The following is an 18,441-nucleotide window of genomic DNA, read 5'->3' on the forward strand; positions in this document are numbered from 1 at the left end:
ACTGCCTTATTCGGCAGGCAAAGACAGTCGCTGGCCAGCCATCAACAGCGCCAACCGACTCAGGCTCATCCACGGTGAACCCGCCGCCTGGCCCTTGATCTGCGCATCGATGCGCTGCGCTTCAAGTAGTAACTGCGCCCAGCGTTGCGCCGAGTAACGTTGCAGCGCCTTGCTCATCAGCGGCTTGCGCTTGTCCCAGACCGGCGGTTTCGACTGGCTGAAGCATTTGTCCAGTGGCGTGCCCTGGCTGTATTGCAGGGAGATGTTGGCCAGCAGGCGCAACTCCCGCGCCAATGCCCAGAGGATCACCGGCGGTTCGACGCCTTCACCGCGCAGGCCTTCAAGCATGCGCAACGCGTGCGCCGGTTCGCCGTTGAGTACCGCGTCGGTCAGGCCGAACACGTCAAACCGGGCACTGTCGGCCACGGCGGCCTGCACGGTTTCGACGGTGATCTGCCCACCTTCGGCCATCAACTTGAGCTTTTCGATTTCCTGGGCGGCGGCGAGCAGGTTGCCTTCGACACGCGCGGCAATCAATTCGACCGCGTCCTGACTGGCCGACAGGCCTGCCTGGGACAGGCGCTGACGAATCCAGCTCGGCAGCTGATTGGCATCCACCGGCCAGATCTGCACGAACTGGGTTTGCTGGCCTTCGACCAGTGCCTTGCCCCACTTGGTTTTCTGCGCGCTGCCATCGAGCTTCGGCAAGCTGATCAGCAGAACCGTGTCTTCCGCAGGACGCGAGCAGTATTCGATCAGCGCGGCGGCGCCTTTATCGCCAGGCTTACCGGACGGCAGGCGCAGTTCCAACAGGCGTTTTTCGGCGAACAGCGACATGCTTGCGCCGGCCTGCAGCAACGTACCCCAATCGAAATTGGCGTCGGCGGCGAAGACCTGACGTTCGTCGAAACCTTGCTGGCGAGCAGCGGTGCGGATGGCGTCGGCGGCTTCCTGACACAGCAACGGATCATCGCCGCTGATGATGTAGACCGGCGCAAGTGCGCCTTGCAGGTGTTTGCCGAGTTGCGCGGGAGCGAGCTTCATAAGGAAGGGCGAGCGGGGCGCCTGAGCGCCCCGGCCGTCTTACTGCTGCGGGATTTCGAGCGGCGACTGACGCGGAGTTTCCGCCTCAGCCTTCTGCGCCGCTTCCAGCGCATCGGCTTCAGCCTTGGCGCGGTCGTTGGCGGTTTGCTGCAGTTGCTGCAACTGGCCCGGGGTCAGCTGCGACAGGCGCAGCATCATGCGCTGCACCAGCTCGCGACGGATTTCATGACGGGCGTCGTTGGCTTCCTGATCGGAGCCGACGAGGTTGTTGCCGTCGTGAATGAACACCTTCTGCACTTCGAGCTTATCGCTAAGCAGGGACAGGTCTTTGTCGCCGCGGATGTCATAGCTCAGCACAGTGTTGACCTGATACTCGCCTGTGCGCCCGGCACCGGCATAGCTGAGGATGCGCTGGCTTTCCTGCTCGTCAGCCAGATACAGCTTGTACGGCGCGCCGCTGTAAACCTTGACGCCGCTGGACTCCAGCGTCTGACGCAGCTGTCTTACGGTTTCGCCATAAGCGTTACGCGCGCTCAGGTCGATTTCCTTGATCGACAGTTCGTTGGTGCCGGTACCACGCAACTGGAAACCGCAGGCGCTCAGCAGAACGGCGAGGCCCATCACCAGCAGATTGCGTTTGATCATTGTGTTGCTCCCCTTGAAACCAGGTGAGCCGACTCTGCGGCCCGAAAGGTTTTACTGGGTGCCAGGCGAGCCCGGCACCCGATCCAATTTAGCTGGCGACGATGTTGACCAGTTTGCCCGGCACCACGATCACTTTGCGAATGGTCAGGCCATCGACGAAACGCAGCACGTTCTCGTTGATGCGCGCGGCGGCTTCGATCTCTTCGCGAGTGGCACTGGCCGGCATTTCGATCTGCCCGCGCAGCTTGCCGTTGACCTGAATGACCAGGGTCAGGTTGTCCTGCACCAAGGCACTTTCGTCCACGGCCGGCCAGCCTGCATCGATCACCGCATCGGCGTGACCCAACTGCTTCCACAGTTCATGGCTGATGTGCGGGGTGATCGGCGCCAGCAGCAGGGTCACCGCTTCCAGACCTTCGTGCAGCAGCGCGCGGTCCTGTTCGGTGCCTTGGGCGGCTTTTTCCAGCACGTTCATCAGCGTCATTACCTGGGCGATGGCGGTGTTGAATTTGTGGTTCTGGCCGACGTCATGGCTGGCCTGCTTGATCGCCAGGTGAATCGCACGACGCACGGTTTTCTGCTCGTCGCTCAGCGCGGCGATATCCAGTTTGCCCGGCAGGCCTTGGGTAACGTGCGCTTGCGCCAGGCGCCAGACACGCTTGAGGAAACGGTGCGAACCTTCAACGCCGGAATCGGACCATTCCGCGCTCATGTCAGGCGGCGAGGCGAACATCATGAACAGACGGCAGGTGTCGGCACCGAACTGGTCGATCATCGACTGCGGGTCGACGCCGTTGTTCTTCGACTTGGCCATCTTCTCGGTACCGCCGATTTCCACCGGCAGGCCGTCGGATTTCAGCTTGGCGCTAATCACCTTGGCTTTGCTGTCACGCTCCAGTTCCACGTCTGCCGGGTTGAACCAGGTGTAAGCGCCATTGGCTTCGCGACGATAGTAAGTCTCGGCGATCACCATGCCCTGGGTCAGCAGGTTCTTGAACGGCTCATTGGAGCTGACCAGACCTTCGTCACGCATCAGCTTGTGGAAGAAGCGCGCGTAAAGCAGGTGGAGAATGGCGTGTTCGATACCACCGATGTACTGATCCACCGGCAGCCAGTGATCGGCTGCGGATTTTTCTACCAGGCCACCTTCAAAATGCGGCGAGGCGTAACGGGCGTAGTACCACGACGACTCGACGAAGGTGTCCATCGTGTCGGTTTCACGCTTGGCCGGCGCGCCGCATTTCGGGCAGCTGCATTCGTAGAACTCAGGCATGCGCGCCAGCGGCGAACCGGCGCCGTCCGGCACCACGTCTTCCGGCAACACGACCGGCAGTTGATCTTCCGGCACCGGCACGTCGCCGCACGCGGCGCAATGGATGATCGGGATCGGGCAGCCCCAGTAGCGCTGGCGGCTGATGCCCCAGTCGCGCAGGCGGAACTGGGTGCGCGAGGCGCCCAGTTGTTTCTTGATCAGGGCCACTTCCATGGCGTCGAACGCGCCGGCGAAGTCGAGGCCGTCAAAGTCGCCGGAGTTGATCAGCGTGCCGTGCTCGCCATAGGCGTCCTGCCACGGCGCCGGGTTGGTGTCACCGGAGCTGGTGCGTACCACCGATTTCACCGGCAGGTTGTACTTGTGCGCGAACTCGAAATCGCGCTCGTCGTGCGCCGGAACCGCCATGACTGCGCCGTCGCCGTAATGCATCAGCACGTAGTTGGCGACCCACACCGGGAGCTTTTCGCCGGTCAGCGGGTGCTCGACGAACAGGCCGGTCGGCAGGCCTTTCTTTTCCTGGGTGGCGACATCGGCTTCAGCGACGCTGCCGCCCTTGCATTCAGCGATGAACGCTTGCAGCTCAGGATTGTTCTGCGCGGCCAGGGTGGCCAGCGGGTGCTCGGCAGCGACGGCGACGTAGGTCGCGCCCATCAGGGTGTCCGGACGGGTGGTGAAGACTTTCAGGGTGCCGGCTTCGCCGATCGAATCGACGTTGTACGGGAACTGCACTTCCATGCCACGGGACTTGCCGATCCAGTTGCGCTGCATGGTCTTGACCTGTTCCGGCCAGCCAGTCAGTTCGTCGAGACTTTCCAGCAGCTCGTCGGCGTAAGCGGTGATCTTGAAGTAGTACATCGGGATTTCGCGCTTTTCGATCAGCGCCCCGGAGCGCCAGCCACGGCCGTCGATGACTTGCTCGTTGGCCAGAACGGTCTGGTCGACCGGGTCCCAGTTCACGGTGCCGTTCTTGCGGTAGATCACGCCTTTTTCGAACAGGCGCGTGAACAGCCATTGTTCCCAGCGGTAGTAGTCCGGCTTGCAGGTGGTCACTTCACGGGACCAGTCCACCGCGAGGCCGAGGCTGCGCAGCTGCGACTTCATGTAGGCGATGTTCTCGTAGGTCCACTTGGCGGGCGCTACGTTGTTTTTCATTGCGGCGTTTTCCGCCGGCATGCCGAACGCATCCCAACCCATTGGCTGCAGAACATTCTTGCCCTGCATGCGCTGGTAGCGCGAGATCACGTCGCCAATGGTGTAGTTGCGCACGTGGCCCATGTGCAGCTTGCCGCTGGGGTAAGGGAACATCGACAGGCAGTAGTAGGTTTCCTTGCCTGGCTGTTCACTGACTTCAAAGGACTTTTGCTCATCCCAGAACGACTGGGCGGCGGCTTCGATCTCACGTGGCTGATATTGTTCGTGCATGGCTACTTTTGTACTGGATAGGGGTGGCCTAATCCTCTTCGACGGCGGCATCCGGGATGGCCCGGGTGCGCTGGAAGTGGAATGACAGGAAGCGCCGTAGCATACATGACCGCGCTTGGCCGAGGGAAACCCTGATTACAGCTGTTTGCCCGACCTTTTGGACGACGAGGGCCGTTGGTCGCGGCGTGTAGCCGGTTCGTGCAGCGAAGCTAAGCTCTAATTGGGGAGTGAGTCTTATCTTCAATGAGGTGAGGGATGGTGGAGCAACGGAAAAAGAACGTAACGAAACCCGAGTTGTACGAAAGGTTGATCGATCGTCTGGGCATGGCGCTGGACGCCGTGAAAACCGCTGACCGGCTGCGCGACGAGCGCCCCCTGGAACTGGAATTGCGTGGCTTGAGCCCCGCCGAGTTCAAACTGGTCAAGGCCTATCTGGATCGCAGTGAACGTGAAACGCAGGGATGCCTGTCTCAAGCAGTGAAGCAGCTCGATGCAGCACATTCGGCCAAGGTCATCTGGCTCAAGGACAAGGCGCCGCGCAGAGACACCGGCAAGGTGCGCTCTGTACAGGCCAAGTAAGCGCATGGCAGGTCATGAAACGGATCTTTTGCAACCGGATCCGGCCTACTGGTTGTAACTCGTAATCAACACTCTTAGGCTTCGGGCATCTTTGGAGATGCCCGATGCCCTTTCGCTATTTCATCAAACAACTTTTATTGCCGCCCGGCATTCTTTTGCTGCTGTTGCTGGTCGCCTGGTGGCTGCGCCGCTCGCGGCCACGCCTGGCTGGCGTGTGTTTTGCCGTCGGTTTTGGTGGCCTGCTGCTGATGAGCCTGCCGGTGGTCGTGCAGTGGAGCGCCAAGGCGCTGGAGCGTGAGCCGCCGCTGGCGCGGTCAGAGTGGACGACCCTGGCGCAACGTGCCGATGCGATTGTGGTGCTGGGCTCGGGACGCGAGCGCGGTGACATCGCCTGGGGCGAAGACCAGCCGACCGGCATCGGACTGGAGCGGCAGCGTTACGCGGCGCGCCTGGCCAAGGCCTCGGGCCTGCCGATTCTGACCAGCGGCGGCCTGCACTACGGCACGCCGCCGACCGAAGCGAAATTGATGGCAGATTCGTTGCGTGATGATTTCGACGTAACGGTACGCTGGCAGGAAGGCGAGAGTCGCACCACATGGGAGAACGCGAAGATGACGGCAGATATCCTCTTGCCGCAAGGGATCAAGCGGGTCGTCGTGGTGACGCAGGCGTGGCATATGCCGCGTGCAGTGTGGAGCTTTGAGCAGGCCGGATTCGAAGTGGTGCCGGCACCGGTGGGTTTCCTCGGTACGGATAACGCCCGGCCGTTTGGCGGCTGGTTGCCGGAATTCAAGTCGATCTGGCAGAGCGGGCAATTGCTCAATGAAGCGGTGGGGCAGGTGGGGTACTCGTTGTTTTACCGCTGAAGATCATTGTGGCGAGGGGATTTATCCCCGATGGGGCGCGTAGCGGCCTCTCTCTTACCTTCAGAAGAGGGGACTGCTGCGCACTCCAGCGGGGATAAATCCCCTCGCCACATTTCTCAGAGGGTCTTCGACATCCGGCTCGCCATCAGCGCCCAGCCAAACAGCAGCAGGCACAACGCGATCAACGGCCACGAGCGCCATTGCAGATACGGCGTCAGGTCGTGCATCGGTACCACTTCGCCGTACAGCACGCCTTGTTCGAACTGCGGAATCTGTTCGGTGATCTGCCCGAACGGGTTGATCAGGCCAGTAACGCCGTTGTTGGTCGCGCGGATCATCCAGCGTCCGGCTTCCAGCGCGCGCATCTGCGCCATCTGCAGATGTTGCAGCGGGCCGATGGACGTGCCGAACCAGGTGTCGTTGCTGATCGTCAGCAGCAGGTCGCTGCGTGCCGACAGGCCGGCGGCGAATTCCGGATAGACCACCTCGTAGCAGATGAACGGTGCAATCTGGTAACCCTTGGCTTGCAAGAGCGCTTGATCCGACGGGCCGCGAGCGAAGTCCGACATCGGCAGGTCGAAGAACGCGATCAAGCCGCGCAACACGTCCTGCAACGGCACGTACTCGCCGAACGGCACCAGTTTCTGCTTCAGGTAAGTACCGTCGCCTTCGCCGACCACGGTGATGCCGTTGAAGAAGCGCCGCTCGTGATGCACGGTCTGGCGGATCGGCACACCGGTGATCAACGCTGATTTACGCTCGGCGGCGAAGTTGCCCATCATCGTCAGGTAGCCCTCGGCGGACTCCTTCAACACCGGCACGGCGGTTTCCGGCCAGATCAGCAGATCGACCGGTTTGGAGCGGAAGCTCAGATCACGGTACAGCGCCAGTTGCGCGTTGAGTTCGGCCGGGTCCCATTTCATGCTTTGCGCGACATTGCCCTGAATCGCGGCGACCGTCAGCGGTGCGCCGGACGGGCTGGTCCACGCGTGGCCTTTGAGGGCGATGCCTGCTACCCAAGGCCCCGCCAGAAGTACCACACCGGCCGCGATAAAACCCTTGCGGCGCGCCTGCAACAATCGCGGCGCGTTGTAGATCAGCGCTGCGGTCAGTGCCAGAACAAACGAGACCAGCCACATCCCGCCCACCGGCGCGAGCCCGGCCAGCGGGCCGTCGAGCTGGCTGTAACCGGAATAAAGCCATGGGAAACCGGTGAGGAACCAGCCGCGAAAGGCTTCCTGGCCGACCCACAACGCCGCAAACGCCAAGGCATCCGCCAACGGTGCTTCGTTACGCCGCAACCAGCGTGCCCACAGCCACGCGGGCAGGGCGAAGAACCAGGCAATCGCCGCGGTGAACAGCAGCATCAGGAACCCGGCGAGCAACACCGAAGCGCCACCAAAGTGGTGGATGCTGTAATAGATCCAACTGGTGCCGGCACCGAACAGGCCGAAGCCGAAGCACCAGCCACGGCCGAGCGCCTGACGCGGGCTCAGCTCACGCAAACCGGCATAGAACAGACCAACCGCCAGCAATGCCAGCGGCCAGATGTCGAACGGTGCGAGAGCGAATGTGGTGATTGCACCGGCCGCCACGGCCAGCAGGTTACCGGGCCAGCCGGGGCGGGTTGTCCAGCGCATTTCAGTCCTTAGAATTAACGAGCGATAGGCGTCAGTCGCAGCAAGTGAATCCGACGGCTGTCGGCGTTCAGGATGCGGAAACGATAAGCGCCGATTTCAGTGGTTTCGTTGCGTTTTGGCAAGTGCCCGAACGCGCTCATCACCAGGCCGCCGACGGTGTCGAATTCGTCGTCGGAGAACTCGCTGTCGAAGAACTCATTGAAGTTCTCGATCGGCGTCAGCGCCTTGATCAGGAAATCACCGCTGGGCAGCGGCTTGATGTAGCTGTCTTCTTCGACGTCGTGCTCGTCCTCGATGTCGCCGACGATCTGCTCAAGCACGTCTTCGATGGTCACCAGACCGGCCACACCGCCGTATTCGTCGATGACGATGGCCATGTGGTTGTGGTTGGCGCGAAACTCACGCAGCAACACGTTCAGACGCTTGGACTCCGGCACGAAGGTGGCCGGGCGCAGCAGGTCCTTGATGTTGAAGCTGTCGCCGTTCTCCTTGAGGATCAGCGGCAGCAGATCCTTGGCCAGCAGTACGCCCATCACGTCGTCATGGCTTTCGCCGATGACCGGATAGCGCGAGTGGGCCGAGTCGACCACGGCAGGGAGGAATTCGCGGGGTGTCTGGGTCGCCTTGATGCTGACCATCTGCGAGCGCGGCACCATGATGTCGCGCACTTGCAGGTCAGCCACCTGGATGGCGCCTTCGACGATGGCCAGCGCTTCGCTGTCCAGCAGTTTGTTCTGATGTGCATCACGCAGCAGCTCAAGGAGCTCCTGACGGTTCTTCGGCTCGTGGGCAAAAGCCTGGGTCAGCTTACCCAGCCATGACTTCTGCCCGTTGCTCGATCGATCTTCGCTCATAGCGATTACTCTGAATCCTTTGTTGTAACGATGGGGGAGTGTTCGGTTTCGTCGTCCGCGTACGGATCGGGATAGCCCAGTTCAGCAAGCAACTCGCGTTCCAGCGCTTCCATTTCTTCGGCTTCGTCGTCATCTATATGGTCGTAACCCAGCAGATGCAAGCAGCCGTGAATGACCAGATGTGCCCAGTGGGCCTTTAGTTCCTTGCCCTGCTCGGCGGCTTCGCGTTCGACCACGGCCACGCAGATGACCAGATCGCCGAGCAGCGGGATATCGAGAAACTCGTCAGGCACTTCCGCCGGGAACGACAACACGTTGGTCGCGTAGTCCTTGTGGCGCCAGGTGTGATTGAGCTCGCGGCCTTCTTCCTCGTCGACCAGACGAATGGTCATTTCCGAATCAGCGCTGCGCTGGCGCAGGGCCAGTTCGCACCACTGGCGGAACTCGGCTTCACTCGGCGCGCTGGCCTCGGTGGCGATTTGCAGATCCAGCTCAAGCATCGCGCGAGGCTTCCTTCGCGGCTTCGGCACGGGTTTCGAAGCGCTCGTAGGCCTCGACAATCCGCTGCACCAACGGGTGGCGCACGACGTCTTTGGGCTGGAAGTGGGTGAAGCTGATGCCCGGCACGTCTTTGAGCACTTCGATCACATGGTGCAGGCCGGACTTGGTGCCGCGCGGCAGGTCGACCTGGGTGATGTCGCCGGTGATCACGGCGGTGGAGCCGAAGCCGATGCGCGTGAGGAACATCTTCATCTGCTCGACGGTGGTGTTCTGGCTTTCGTCGAGAATGATGAAGCTGTTGTTCAGCGTACGACCGCGCATGTAGGCCAGCGGCGCGACTTCGATCACCTGTTTCTCGATCAGCTTGGCGACGTATTCGAAACCGAGCATTTCGTACAGCGCGTCGTAGAGCGGGCGCAGGTACGGGTCGATCTTCTGCGACAGGTCGCCGGGCAGGAAGCCGAGTTTTTCCCCTGCTTCTACCGCCGGACGCACCAGCAGGATGCGGCGGATCTGCTCGCGCTCCAGCGCATCTACCGCGCAGGCCACGGCCAGATAGGTCTTGCCGGTACCGGCCGGGCCGATGCCGAAGTTGATGTCGTTGCCGAGGATTTCCTTCACGTAGCGTTGCTGATTCAAGCCGCGCGGGCGAATCATGCCTTTCTTGGTGCGCAGGGCGACGGTCGCTTCGGCAGGGGCCGGGTTGTCGATATCTGCTGATTCCTGAATGAACAGGTGCACCAGGTCTGGCGACAGCTCGGTACCCTTGGTTTCCCGGTACAGGCGGCGCAGCAGGTTTTCCGCGGACGTGGTGAGTTTTGGATCGCCTATCAACTCGAACTGGTTTCCGCGATTGCGGATCTCGATGGCCAGGCGCTGTTCGATCAAGCGCAAATGCTCGTCGAATTGCCCGCACAGATTGGCGAAGCGGCGAGCCTCAAAAGGCTCGAGGAGAAAACGATGTGGTTCGATGGGTGCGTTCAAGGTCGTATTTAGCCGCCCTGGGGCAATTAGGATGAAATCAAGGATAACGCCAGTGGCCTGGGTGCGAAAGCTCTTAAATATCGACGCTGCTTTCGAACCCATTCTCTGTGGCTGGCGGGGTCATTTGTGGTGAGGGGATTTATCCCCGATGGGGCGCGAAGCGGCCCTGAAACCATTATCAGAGGTGTATCAGATCACCCGGATTGCAGGTTTTGGGTCGGCTGCGCCAACCATCGGGGATAAATCCCCTCACCACAGAAGCCCCATCCACAATGCGATGGTGTTATTGAACCAGCGAGCCACGCAGCGAGTGCGGTTGCGCGGCGTCGATGTGCACATCGGCGAACTGGCCGATCAGGGTGGGATTGTCGCAGCGGAAGTTGACGATACGATTATTCTCGGTGCGGCCCTGGAGCTCGCCTGGGTCTTTCTTCGAATAATCGGTCACCAGAATGCGCTGGATCGAGCCGACCATTTGTCGGCTGATTTCGAAGCCCTGTTGATTCAAACGATGTTGCAGCGCGTTCAGACGTTCTTTCTTCAATTCTTCCGGCGTGTCATCTGCCAGATCGGCAGCGGGCGTGCCCGGGCGCTGGCTGTAGACGAACGAGTAGGAGAAATCGAAGCCGACATCGGCAATCAGCTTCATGGTCTGTTCGAAGTCTTTCTCGGTTTCACCGGGGAAGCCGACGATGAAGTCCGAACTGATGCAGATCCCCGGCACGGCAGCGCGCAGTTTGCGCAGTTTGGATTTGTACTCCAGCGCCGTGTGGTTGCGCTTCATTGCTGCGAGAATCCGGTCCGAGCCCGACTGCACTGGCAAGTGCAGGTGCTTGACCAGTTCCGGCACTTCGGCGTGGGCCTGGATCAGGCTGTCGGAGAACTCCAGCGGGTGCGACGTGGTGTAGCGGATGCGGTCGATGCCATCGACAGCGGCGACCACGCGGATCAGTTCGGCCAGGTCGGCCAGGCGACCGTCGTGGGTCTGGCCGCGATAGCCGTTGACGTTCTGCCCGAGCAACGTCACTTCACGCACGCCGTGTTCGGCAAGGTGAATGATTTCCGCGATCACGTCGTCGAACGGCCGGCTGACTTCTTCACCACGGGTATACGGCACCACGCAGAACGTGCAGTACTTGCTGCAACCTTCCATCACTGACACATAAGCGCTCGGGCCGTCGATACGCGGCTCGGGCAGGTGGTCGAATTTTTCGATTTCCGGGAACGAGACGTCGACTTGCGGCAGCTTGCTGCTGCGCGCGGCGTCGATCATTTCCGGCAGACGGTGCAGGGTCTGCGGGCCGAACACCACGTCAACGTAGGGAGCGCGATCGCGGATCGCCGCGCCTTCCTGACTGGCCACGCAACCGCCGACAGCGATGACCATGTCCGGGTTGGCCAGCTTCAGTTCGCGCCAGCGGCCGAGCTGCGAATACACGCGGTCTTGCGCGCGTTCGCGGATCGAGCAGGTGTTGAGCAGAATCACGTCGGCGTCTTCCGCGCGAGCGGTGACTTCCAGGGCCTGATGTTCGCCCAGCAGATCGACCATGCGCGAGCTGTCGTACTCGTTCATCTGGCAACCGTGGGTTTCGATGTAAAGCTTCTTGGCCATGGATTCGGGTCGTCACGTGATTCAAAGAACCGCGCATTATAGGGAACAAGCCGTCAGGTTCCTACCGCTGTGCGTCCGGTGGCTATGCTATAGTTCGCGCCCTCATTTTTACCCCGATGTTATCCGCCCGCCATGACCAAACGCGAAGCTCCAATCTACAAGGTGATTTTCCTCAACCAGGGCCAGGTGTTCGAAATGTACGCCAAGCAGATCTATCAAAGTGATCTGTGGGGTTTCCTGGAAGTTGAAGAATTCGTCTTTGGCGAGCGCACGCAAATGGTCGTCGATCCGAGCGAAGAAAAGCTCAAGGCGCAATTCGAAGGCGTGGTGCGCAGCTTTGTACCGATGCATTCGATCGTGCGCATCGATGAAGTGGAACGTCTGGGCACGCCGAAAATCAGCGAGGCCCGGGGCGCGGTCGGCAATGTCATGCCGTTTCCGATGCCGATGCCTGAGAAGTAACAGCAGATTCTGGGAATGAGTTTGTGGTGAGGGGATTTAGCGAAACGTCGCACCGCCCCGTTGCGCTGCGAAGCAGTCGCAGCTCCATTCAGCAAGGTGTGTCAGACAGAATCGGGTTGCAGGTTTTGGGGCCGCTTCGCAGCCCAACGGGGATAAATCCCCTCGCCACAGGTAATCTCCACAGCCTTTAGGGCAGTGGTGAAAACGGCGTACGCCCATCGGCGTTCTGCAGTTCCATCAGGTATTTGCGGAAAATCTGCCCGAGCACCTGAGTGGCGGTTTCGAGATCTTCGCGGGACATCTTTTCCGAGACTTCGTCGGCCGTGTCCAGCGCCTCTTCGGCACCGTTGACCGCTGCCATCTTCAGCACGATGTAGGCCTGGATATTGTTGGCCTGCACACCTTCACCGTGGAAGAACATGCTGCCGAGCTTGTATTGCGCCTGGGCGTGGCCTTGCAGCGAGGCCTTTTCGAAATAGCTCAGGGCTTGATTGAGGTCGCGCGGCGCGTTCTTGCCGTCGTAGTAGAACTCACCCAACTCGTATTGCGCTTGCGCGTCCCCTTCGTCCGCCGCTTTCTGGCAGGCGGCCAGTGCCTGCGTGACGTCTTGCGGCTGAGTATTGAGGGTGCAACGACCCATCGCCGGGATCAACAACGAGTTGCCGCCTGCTTGTGCATGCGCGAGCAGGGGCTGAAGGAGCAACAGGCAGCCCAATGCAAGGGTGCGGCCGGTGCGGTTCATGGGAATCGACTTACCTCTGAAGGGCACGCGGACCCGTCGAGGGATCCAATAAGCGCGCATTATGAAATAAGCAGGGCCAACCTTACAAAGTCTTTACTCGTTTTTCTGCCGCGTGGGGAATATATCGCCCGATTCGGGCAGGATTTTCGCAGGCATGTCGGAAAAACCGAGCGGATGTAGGCGAAAGCTGACGCTGGCCATAGCCAACGTCAGCGGTACGGCGATTATTTCAATGCGGCGAAGGCGCGCTCGGCAGCGTCCAGCGTCAGTTGCAGCTCGGCTTCGCCATGGGCGATCGAGGTGAAACCGGCTTCGAAAGCGCTCGGCGCCAGGTACACGCCACCTTCCAGCATCAGGTGGAAGAAGCGACCGAACATTGCTGCATCGCTGGCCATCACGTCGTCGAAGGTGACGATGTCATCGGCGCCGCTGAAGTACAGACCGAACATGCCGCCGGCCTGGGTGGTCACGAACGGGATGCCCGCAGCATCGGCACGCTGTTGCAGACCGTCGAGCATGCGCGCGGTGTAGTCGGTCAATTCGGCGTGGAAACCCGGGCGGCTGATCAGACGCAAGGTCGTCAGGCCGGCAGCCATCGCCAGCGGATTACCCGACAACGTACCTGCCTGATACACCGGACCGAGCGGGGCGATGCGCTGCATGATCTCGCGCTTGCCACCGAAGCAGCCCACCGGCATGCCGCCGCCGATGATCTTGCCGAACGTGGTCAGGTCCGGCGTCACGCCGTAGTGCGCCTGGGCACCGCCGAGGGCGACGCGGAAACCGGTCATCACTTCGTCGAAAATCAGCACCACACCATGCTTGTCGCACAGCGAACGCAAACCTTCGAGGAAGCCTGGCGCCGGCGGCACGCAGTTCATGTTGCCGGCGACCGGCTCGACGATGATGCACGCCACGTCCTCGCCCACTTCGGCGAGCATCGCTTCAACCGCGTCGATGTCGTTGAACGGCAGGGTCAGGGTGTGTTTGGCGAACGCTGCAGGCACGCCGGCCGAGCTCGGTACGCCCTGGGTCAGAGCGCCGGAACCGGCCTTGACCAGCAGGCTGTCGGAGTGGCCGTGGTAGCAGCCTTCGAATTTGATGATGCTGTCGCGACCGGTGTAACCACGGGCCAGTCGGATCGCGCTCATGGTCGCTTCGGTGCCGGAGCTGACCATGCGCACCATCTCCATCGACGGCACCAGCGAGCAGACCAGATCGGCCATCTCGGTTTCCATCGACGTCGGTGCGCCGTAGGACAGGCCGTGTTGCAGCTGATTGCGCACCGCGTCGAGCACGTCCGGATGGCTGTGGCCAAGGATCATCGGGCCCCACGAACCGACGTAATCGACATAACGCTTGTCATCTTCGTCGGTGACGTAAGCGCCTTCGGCGTGTTTGAAGAACAGCGGGGTGCCGCCAACGCTCTTGAACGCGCGCACCGGCGAGTTGACGCCGCCGGGAATGTGTTTCTGAGCATTGGCAAACAGGGTTTCGGAACGAGACATGATCGGGCTCTCAAATCAGATTTTCAGAAGTTCGTTGAAGGCGCGGGCGCGGCGGGTCACTTCGGCGCTGCTCTCGGCGCCGAACAAACCGTGGATCACGGCGAGCAGATCGACACCGTGCTCGACCAGTGGCGCGGCGTTATCGAGGGTGATGCCGCCGATCGCGCAGATCGGCAAGTGCAGCGTGCGTTTGGCTTCGTCGAGCAAGTCGAGGCTGCAACTCGGCGCACCGGGTTTGGTGGTGGAATTGAAGAAGCGGCCGAAGGCGACATAACTCGCACCTTCTTTAGCGGCTTGTTCGGCCAGGGCGATTTGCCCGTGACAAGTCGAACCGATGATGGCTTTCGAGCCGAGCAGGGCGCGGGTCGGCGACAGCGGGCCGTCGGTCTGGCCCAAGTGCACGCCGACGTTGAGGCGCGCGGCCAGTTCGGCGTCATCGTTGATGATCAGCTGCGTTTTATAGCGCTCGCACAAGTTGCGCAGCGTTTCGGCCTCGCGCAGACGGCGGGCCTCGTCGCTGCTCTTGTCGCGGTATTGCAGCAGGGTGACGCCGCCGTCGAGCGCCGCCTCCACGTAAGACAGAAACTTGCCGGCCAGCAACTGGCTGTCGGTAATGGCATACAGGCCACGTAGTTTCATCGGGCAGACCTCACGACGTTACGAGCAGAAATCCAGCGGCAGGCGACGCGGCACGAACTGGCCTTTGCCCAGTTGTTCGGCATCGCGCAAAGTGCGCCAGGTGTAATCCAGCGCACTGCGCACGGCACTGGCCAGGTGTTCGCCTTGAGCCAGGCGACCGGCGAGGGCGCTGGCCAGCGTACAACCGGAGCCGTGATAGCTGCCCGGCAGACGTTGGCAGATAAAGGTTTCGCGCAGGCCGTCGCGGCTGTACACGCGGTTGTGGATTTCAGTTTCGTCGCCATGGCCGCCGGTGATCAGCAGGTTTTTGACGAATGGCAGGAGTTTTTCTGCGCACTCGTCGGCCGTGCCTTCGGGCAGTTCGGCGAGGATGCGCGCTTCAGGAAGATTGGGGGTAGCAATGATCGACAGCGGCAGCAGACGCTCGCGCATCGCATAGCCGACCTCGTCCTTGCCCAGGCGTCCGCCGCCGCCGGCACGCAGCACCGGGTCGCAGACCACTGGCAGGTGCGGGTGCGCCGAGAGCAGTTCGACCACGGTGTCGACCATCTCCAGCGAACCGAGCATGCCCAGTTTCACTGCGGCGACTTCGGAGTCGTTGAGCACGGCGTTGGCCTGGGCCAGTACCCATTCACGGTCGAGGACGCGGAAGGCAGTGACGTTGACGGTGTCTTGCACGGTCAGGGCGGTGACGGCCGGAGCCGCATGGCAACCCTGCGCGAGCAAGGCTTCGATATCTGCCTGCAAGCCGGCGCCACCACTGGGGTCGTGGCCGGAGAGACAGAGGACAACGGGGCGGGAGCTGTAGATATTCATGGTGCGCGAGCTTACCACCAAAGCTGATTTTGGGGTTCAGTACTCACGGTGTTTGCGAGCAGATTGTCGGACAACCCCGCAGTCTTTATTTGGAGCACATTTGTGGCGAGGGGATTTATCCCCGTTGGGCTGCGAAGCGGCCCCAAACCCTGCAATCCGGTTCTTTCTGACACACCTCGCTGGATGGACTTGCGACTGCTTCGCAGCCGAACGGGGATAAATCCCCTCGCCACAATTGGTCATCTATCAAGGAGGCTGTCGTCGCGAGTTGACCAACCCAACAGCTCTATCTCGGTGCTTTGCCCTGGAACGCCCGTTCTAGAGCCGTTGTAGGAAAAATTTCCATGGTGCTCAATGGCCATCAACGGCTATGCTAGGCTGGATCCAAACAATCACAGGTAATACCGGTTTTACGTCTACTCAAAGGGAATGGGGGGCTTCCTGACACAACCGGACGAGCCACGCTGGGGCTTCAATGCGCTATTTGCTGATGTTGCTGTTCTGCTTGCCCCTCATGGCGAGCGCTGTCGAATTCGACGAATTCACCCAGAGCCTGCCACTGGGCCGATCGCTGCAAGTGTTCGAAGACCCGAGCGGTCAGGCGACGATTGCCGACGTCCGCGCGCAAGATGCCGCCGGCCAGTTCAAAGCTCACGACAAAGCCACGCTCAATGCCGGTTACTCGCGTTCGGCGTTCTGGCTGAAGATCGACCTGCATTACCGCCCGAGCAACCCGGCCGCCCAGCGCACGTGGCTGCTGGAACTGGCGTATCCGCCGCTTGATCACCTCGACCTGTACTTGCCTGACACCAGCGGCGAATACCGACTGGTGCGCCAGACCGGCGATGCCTTGCCCTTCGCCAGTCGCGAGATCCGCCAGAACAACTACCTGTTCGACCTTCCCTTCAAACCGGATCAACAGCAGACGCTGTACCTGCGCCTGGCCAGCGAAGGCTCGATCCAGGCGCCGGTGACGTTGTGGTCGAGCAGCGCATACCTCGAAGACCAACCGGTGCGTCTGTACGTACTCGGCATCATTTATGGCGTGCTGCTGGGGATGCTGGTCTACAACCTGTTCATCTACCTGAGCGTGCGCGACACCAGTTACCTCTATTACATCTTCTATATCGGCTCGTTCGGCCTCTATCAATTGTCGGTGAATGGCGCAGCGGTCGAGTATTTTTGGCCGGACAACCCATGGTGGGCCAACGCCGCGACACCGTTCTTCATCGGTTGCGCCGGTCTGTTCGGCAGCCAGTTCGCCCGCAGTTTCCTGCAGACCAAGACCCACAGCCCCTGGCTGGACCGCTTGCTGATCGGCCTGATTGCCTTCAGTGCACTGGTGATCGGCCTGTCGCTGATGACCAGTTATGCTCTGGCCCTGCGCCTGGCGACCACACTGGCGCTGACCTTCACCGTGGTGATCTTTGCCGCCGGGATTCTTGCCTGGTGGCGCGGCCTGCGGGTGGCGCGTTACTTCATCATCGCCTGGTCGGCGTTCCTGCTCGGCGGCATCGTCAACACGCTGATGGTGCTGGGGTTGCTGCCCAATGTGTTCCTGACCATGTACGCCAGCCAGATCGGCTCGGCCATCGAGGTGGCGCTGCTGTCACTGGCGCTGGCCGATCGCATCAACGCCATGCGCGAACAACAGGCGCAGACTTTGTTCGACGCCGGGCAGAAACTCGAAGTGCTCAACCAGCAACTGGCCCACAGCAACAAGCTCAAGGATGAATTCCTCGCGACGTTGACCCACGAACTGCGCACGCCGATGAACGGCGTGATCGGTTCGCTGGAGCTGATGCAGACCGTCGACCTCAATCCCGAGCTTGAGCAATATCAACAAACCGCCGCCGGTTCTGCTCGCGACATGATGCGCATGGTCAATGGCATCCTCACGCTCACTGAATTGCAGGCCGGCAAACTCAAGGCGACGCCGGGCAGTTTCAGCCTGCGCGCAGTGGTCGAGGCGTTGCGCGTGCAGTTCGAAGGTAATGCAGCGAGCAAGTCGCTGGACTTCAAGGTCGAGGTGCTGCCGACCCTGCCGGATCGCTTGCTCGGCGACAGCGCGAAACTGGCGCAGTGCCTGGAATGCCTGCTGGACAATGCGATCAAGTTCACCCGCGTCGGCGGGCTGGCGTTGCGCGTTACAGGGCGGCCGTCGGCGGATGAGCGCATGGGGCTATCGTTCGCGGTGATCGACACCGGTATCGGTTTCACTGATCTGGGCGAGGCGACCCTGTATCAGCGTTTCTTCCAGCTCGATGGTTCGATGACTCGCGAATACGGCGGCCTGGGGGTGGGGCTGGCGATCTGTCGGCAGCTGGTCGAATTGCTCGGCGGCAAACTCACCCATCGTTCCGAGCCGGGACGCGGCAGCCGCTTCCAGCTCGATGTCGAATTCGAACTGCCGGTGATCGAAGCGCCTGCGGATCAGCCGACCCGCGATTGCATTCGTGCGCCGCAGGACTGCACGGTGCTGCTGGTGGACGACAACAGCGTCAATCAACTGGTCATGCGTGGCATGTTGCTCAAGCTCGGTTTCCGCGTGCGCAGCGCTGACAACGGCGCCGCCGCGCTGGACTGCCTGCAACGGGAAAGCTTCGATGCGGTGCTGATCGATTGCCAGTTGCCCCGCCACGAAGGCGCATCGCTGTGCTGCCAGATCCATGCATTGCCGGGCTGTGCGCACTTGCCGGTATTCATGCTGGCGCTGGGTGCGGATCGCGAGCAATGCGCCCCGGGCGCGCCTATCGACTATCTGCACAAACCGGTCAAATTCGAGGATCTGCAGGCTGCATTACAGCGCCGCGTGCTTAGTTGCTGATGGGGTAAAAGCGCCGCAAAAACGGCG

16 protein-coding genes are annotated in these 18,441 nt (G+C 61.3%); 4 read left to right on the plus strand and 12 right to left on the minus strand.

Features of this window, described 5'->3' with window-relative positions:
• Positions 1-6: 6 nt before the first annotated feature.
• The 3 genes from holA to leuS form a co-directional block, all read right to left on the minus strand.
• Complete coding sequence (gene holA / locus AB4N48_RS01305; protein ID WP_041477726.1) at positions 7-1,044, minus strand: DNA polymerase III subunit delta; 1,038 nt, start codon at positions 1,042-1,044, stop codon at positions 7-9.
• A 39-nt stretch (positions 1,045-1,083) separates the two neighbouring features.
• Positions 1,084-1,689: an LPS-assembly lipoprotein LptE gene (locus tag AB4N48_RS01310; protein WP_073475660.1), complete on the minus strand. Its 606-nt coding sequence runs from the start codon at positions 1,687-1,689 to the stop codon at positions 1,084-1,086.
• Between the two features lie 88 nt (positions 1,690-1,777).
• Positions 1,778-4,384, minus strand: a complete 2,607-nt coding sequence (gene leuS, locus AB4N48_RS01315; protein WP_256810277.1) for a leucine--tRNA ligase — start codon at positions 4,382-4,384, stop codon at positions 1,778-1,780.
• Positions 4,385-4,639: 255 nt separating this feature from the next.
• On the opposite strand from leuS, the gene AB4N48_RS01320 reads away from it, so the two are divergent.
• Both AB4N48_RS01320 and AB4N48_RS01325 read left to right on the plus strand, forming a co-directional pair.
• Positions 4,640-4,963 (plus strand): hypothetical protein, encoded by a 324-nt coding sequence (locus AB4N48_RS01320; RefSeq protein ID WP_024014441.1) that lies wholly within the window; start codon positions 4,640-4,642, stop codon positions 4,961-4,963.
• A 104-nt stretch (positions 4,964-5,067) separates the two neighbouring features.
• Entirely contained in the window at positions 5,068-5,829 is a 762-nt protein-coding gene (locus tag AB4N48_RS01325; RefSeq protein WP_095181895.1) for a YdcF family protein, read from the plus strand.
• Positions 5,830-5,945: 116 nt separating this feature from the next.
• Here the strand turns inward: AB4N48_RS01325 and lnt are convergent, their stop codons facing one another.
• From lnt to miaB, 5 genes are all read right to left on the minus strand, one after another.
• Positions 5,946-7,469, minus strand: coding sequence for an apolipoprotein N-acyltransferase (lnt, locus tag AB4N48_RS01330; protein WP_150638417.1), 1,524 nt, complete (start codon positions 7,467-7,469; stop codon positions 5,946-5,948).
• A 14-nt stretch (positions 7,470-7,483) separates the two neighbouring features.
• A complete protein-coding gene (locus tag AB4N48_RS01335) occupies positions 7,484-8,323 on the minus strand; it encodes an HlyC/CorC family transporter (RefSeq protein WP_024014438.1) in 840 nt (279 codons plus the stop codon).
• Positions 8,324-8,328: 5 nt separating this feature from the next.
• On the minus strand, positions 8,329-8,823 hold the full coding sequence (gene ybeY / locus AB4N48_RS01340) for an rRNA maturation RNase YbeY (RefSeq protein WP_016773042.1): 495 nt from the start codon (positions 8,821-8,823) through the stop codon (positions 8,329-8,331).
• Entirely contained in the window at positions 8,816-9,808 is a 993-nt protein-coding gene (locus AB4N48_RS01345) for a PhoH family protein (protein ID WP_016773043.1), read from the minus strand. Before AB4N48_RS01345 ends, ybeY begins: the two co-directional genes overlap by 8 nt.
• A 283-nt stretch (positions 9,809-10,091) precedes the next feature.
• Positions 10,092-11,420 (minus strand): tRNA (N6-isopentenyl adenosine(37)-C2)-methylthiotransferase MiaB, encoded by a 1,329-nt coding sequence (gene miaB / locus AB4N48_RS01350; RefSeq protein ID WP_041477732.1) that lies wholly within the window; start codon positions 11,418-11,420, stop codon positions 10,092-10,094.
• A 132-nt stretch (positions 11,421-11,552) separates the two neighbouring features.
• Between miaB and AB4N48_RS01355 the strand changes: the two genes are divergently transcribed.
• A complete protein-coding gene (locus AB4N48_RS01355) occupies positions 11,553-11,882 on the plus strand; it encodes a DUF1820 family protein (RefSeq protein WP_016773045.1) in 330 nt (109 codons plus the stop codon).
• A 187-nt stretch (positions 11,883-12,069) separates the two neighbouring features.
• Here AB4N48_RS01355 and AB4N48_RS01360 read toward each other — a convergent pair whose 3' ends face one another.
• The 4 genes from AB4N48_RS01360 to AB4N48_RS01375 form a co-directional block, all read right to left on the minus strand.
• A complete protein-coding gene (locus tag AB4N48_RS01360) occupies positions 12,070-12,624 on the minus strand; it encodes a tetratricopeptide repeat protein (protein ID WP_041477733.1) in 555 nt (184 codons plus the stop codon).
• A 224-nt stretch (positions 12,625-12,848) separates the two neighbouring features.
• Positions 12,849-14,132 (minus strand): glutamate-1-semialdehyde 2,1-aminomutase, encoded by a 1,284-nt coding sequence (gene hemL / locus AB4N48_RS01365; protein WP_122610969.1) that lies wholly within the window; start codon positions 14,130-14,132, stop codon positions 12,849-12,851.
• A gap of 15 nt (positions 14,133-14,147) precedes the next feature.
• A complete protein-coding gene (thiE, locus tag AB4N48_RS01370; RefSeq protein WP_056790629.1) occupies positions 14,148-14,771 on the minus strand; it encodes a thiamine phosphate synthase in 624 nt (207 codons plus the stop codon).
• Between the two features lie 18 nt (positions 14,772-14,789).
• A complete protein-coding gene (locus AB4N48_RS01375; protein WP_460094664.1) occupies positions 14,790-15,587 on the minus strand; it encodes a hydroxymethylpyrimidine/phosphomethylpyrimidine kinase in 798 nt (265 codons plus the stop codon).
• Between the two features lie 475 nt (positions 15,588-16,062).
• Here AB4N48_RS01375 and AB4N48_RS01380 point away from each other — a divergent pair, with 475 nt between their 5' ends.
• Positions 16,063-18,414 carry a 7TM diverse intracellular signaling domain-containing protein gene (locus AB4N48_RS01380; protein WP_460094666.1) on the plus strand — a complete coding sequence of 784 codons (2,352 nt, stop codon included), beginning with the start codon at positions 16,063-16,065 and terminating at the stop codon, positions 18,412-18,414.
• Positions 18,415-18,441 lie beyond the last annotated feature (27 nt).

The organism is Pseudomonas sp. S2_C11 (genome assembly GCF_054668395.1).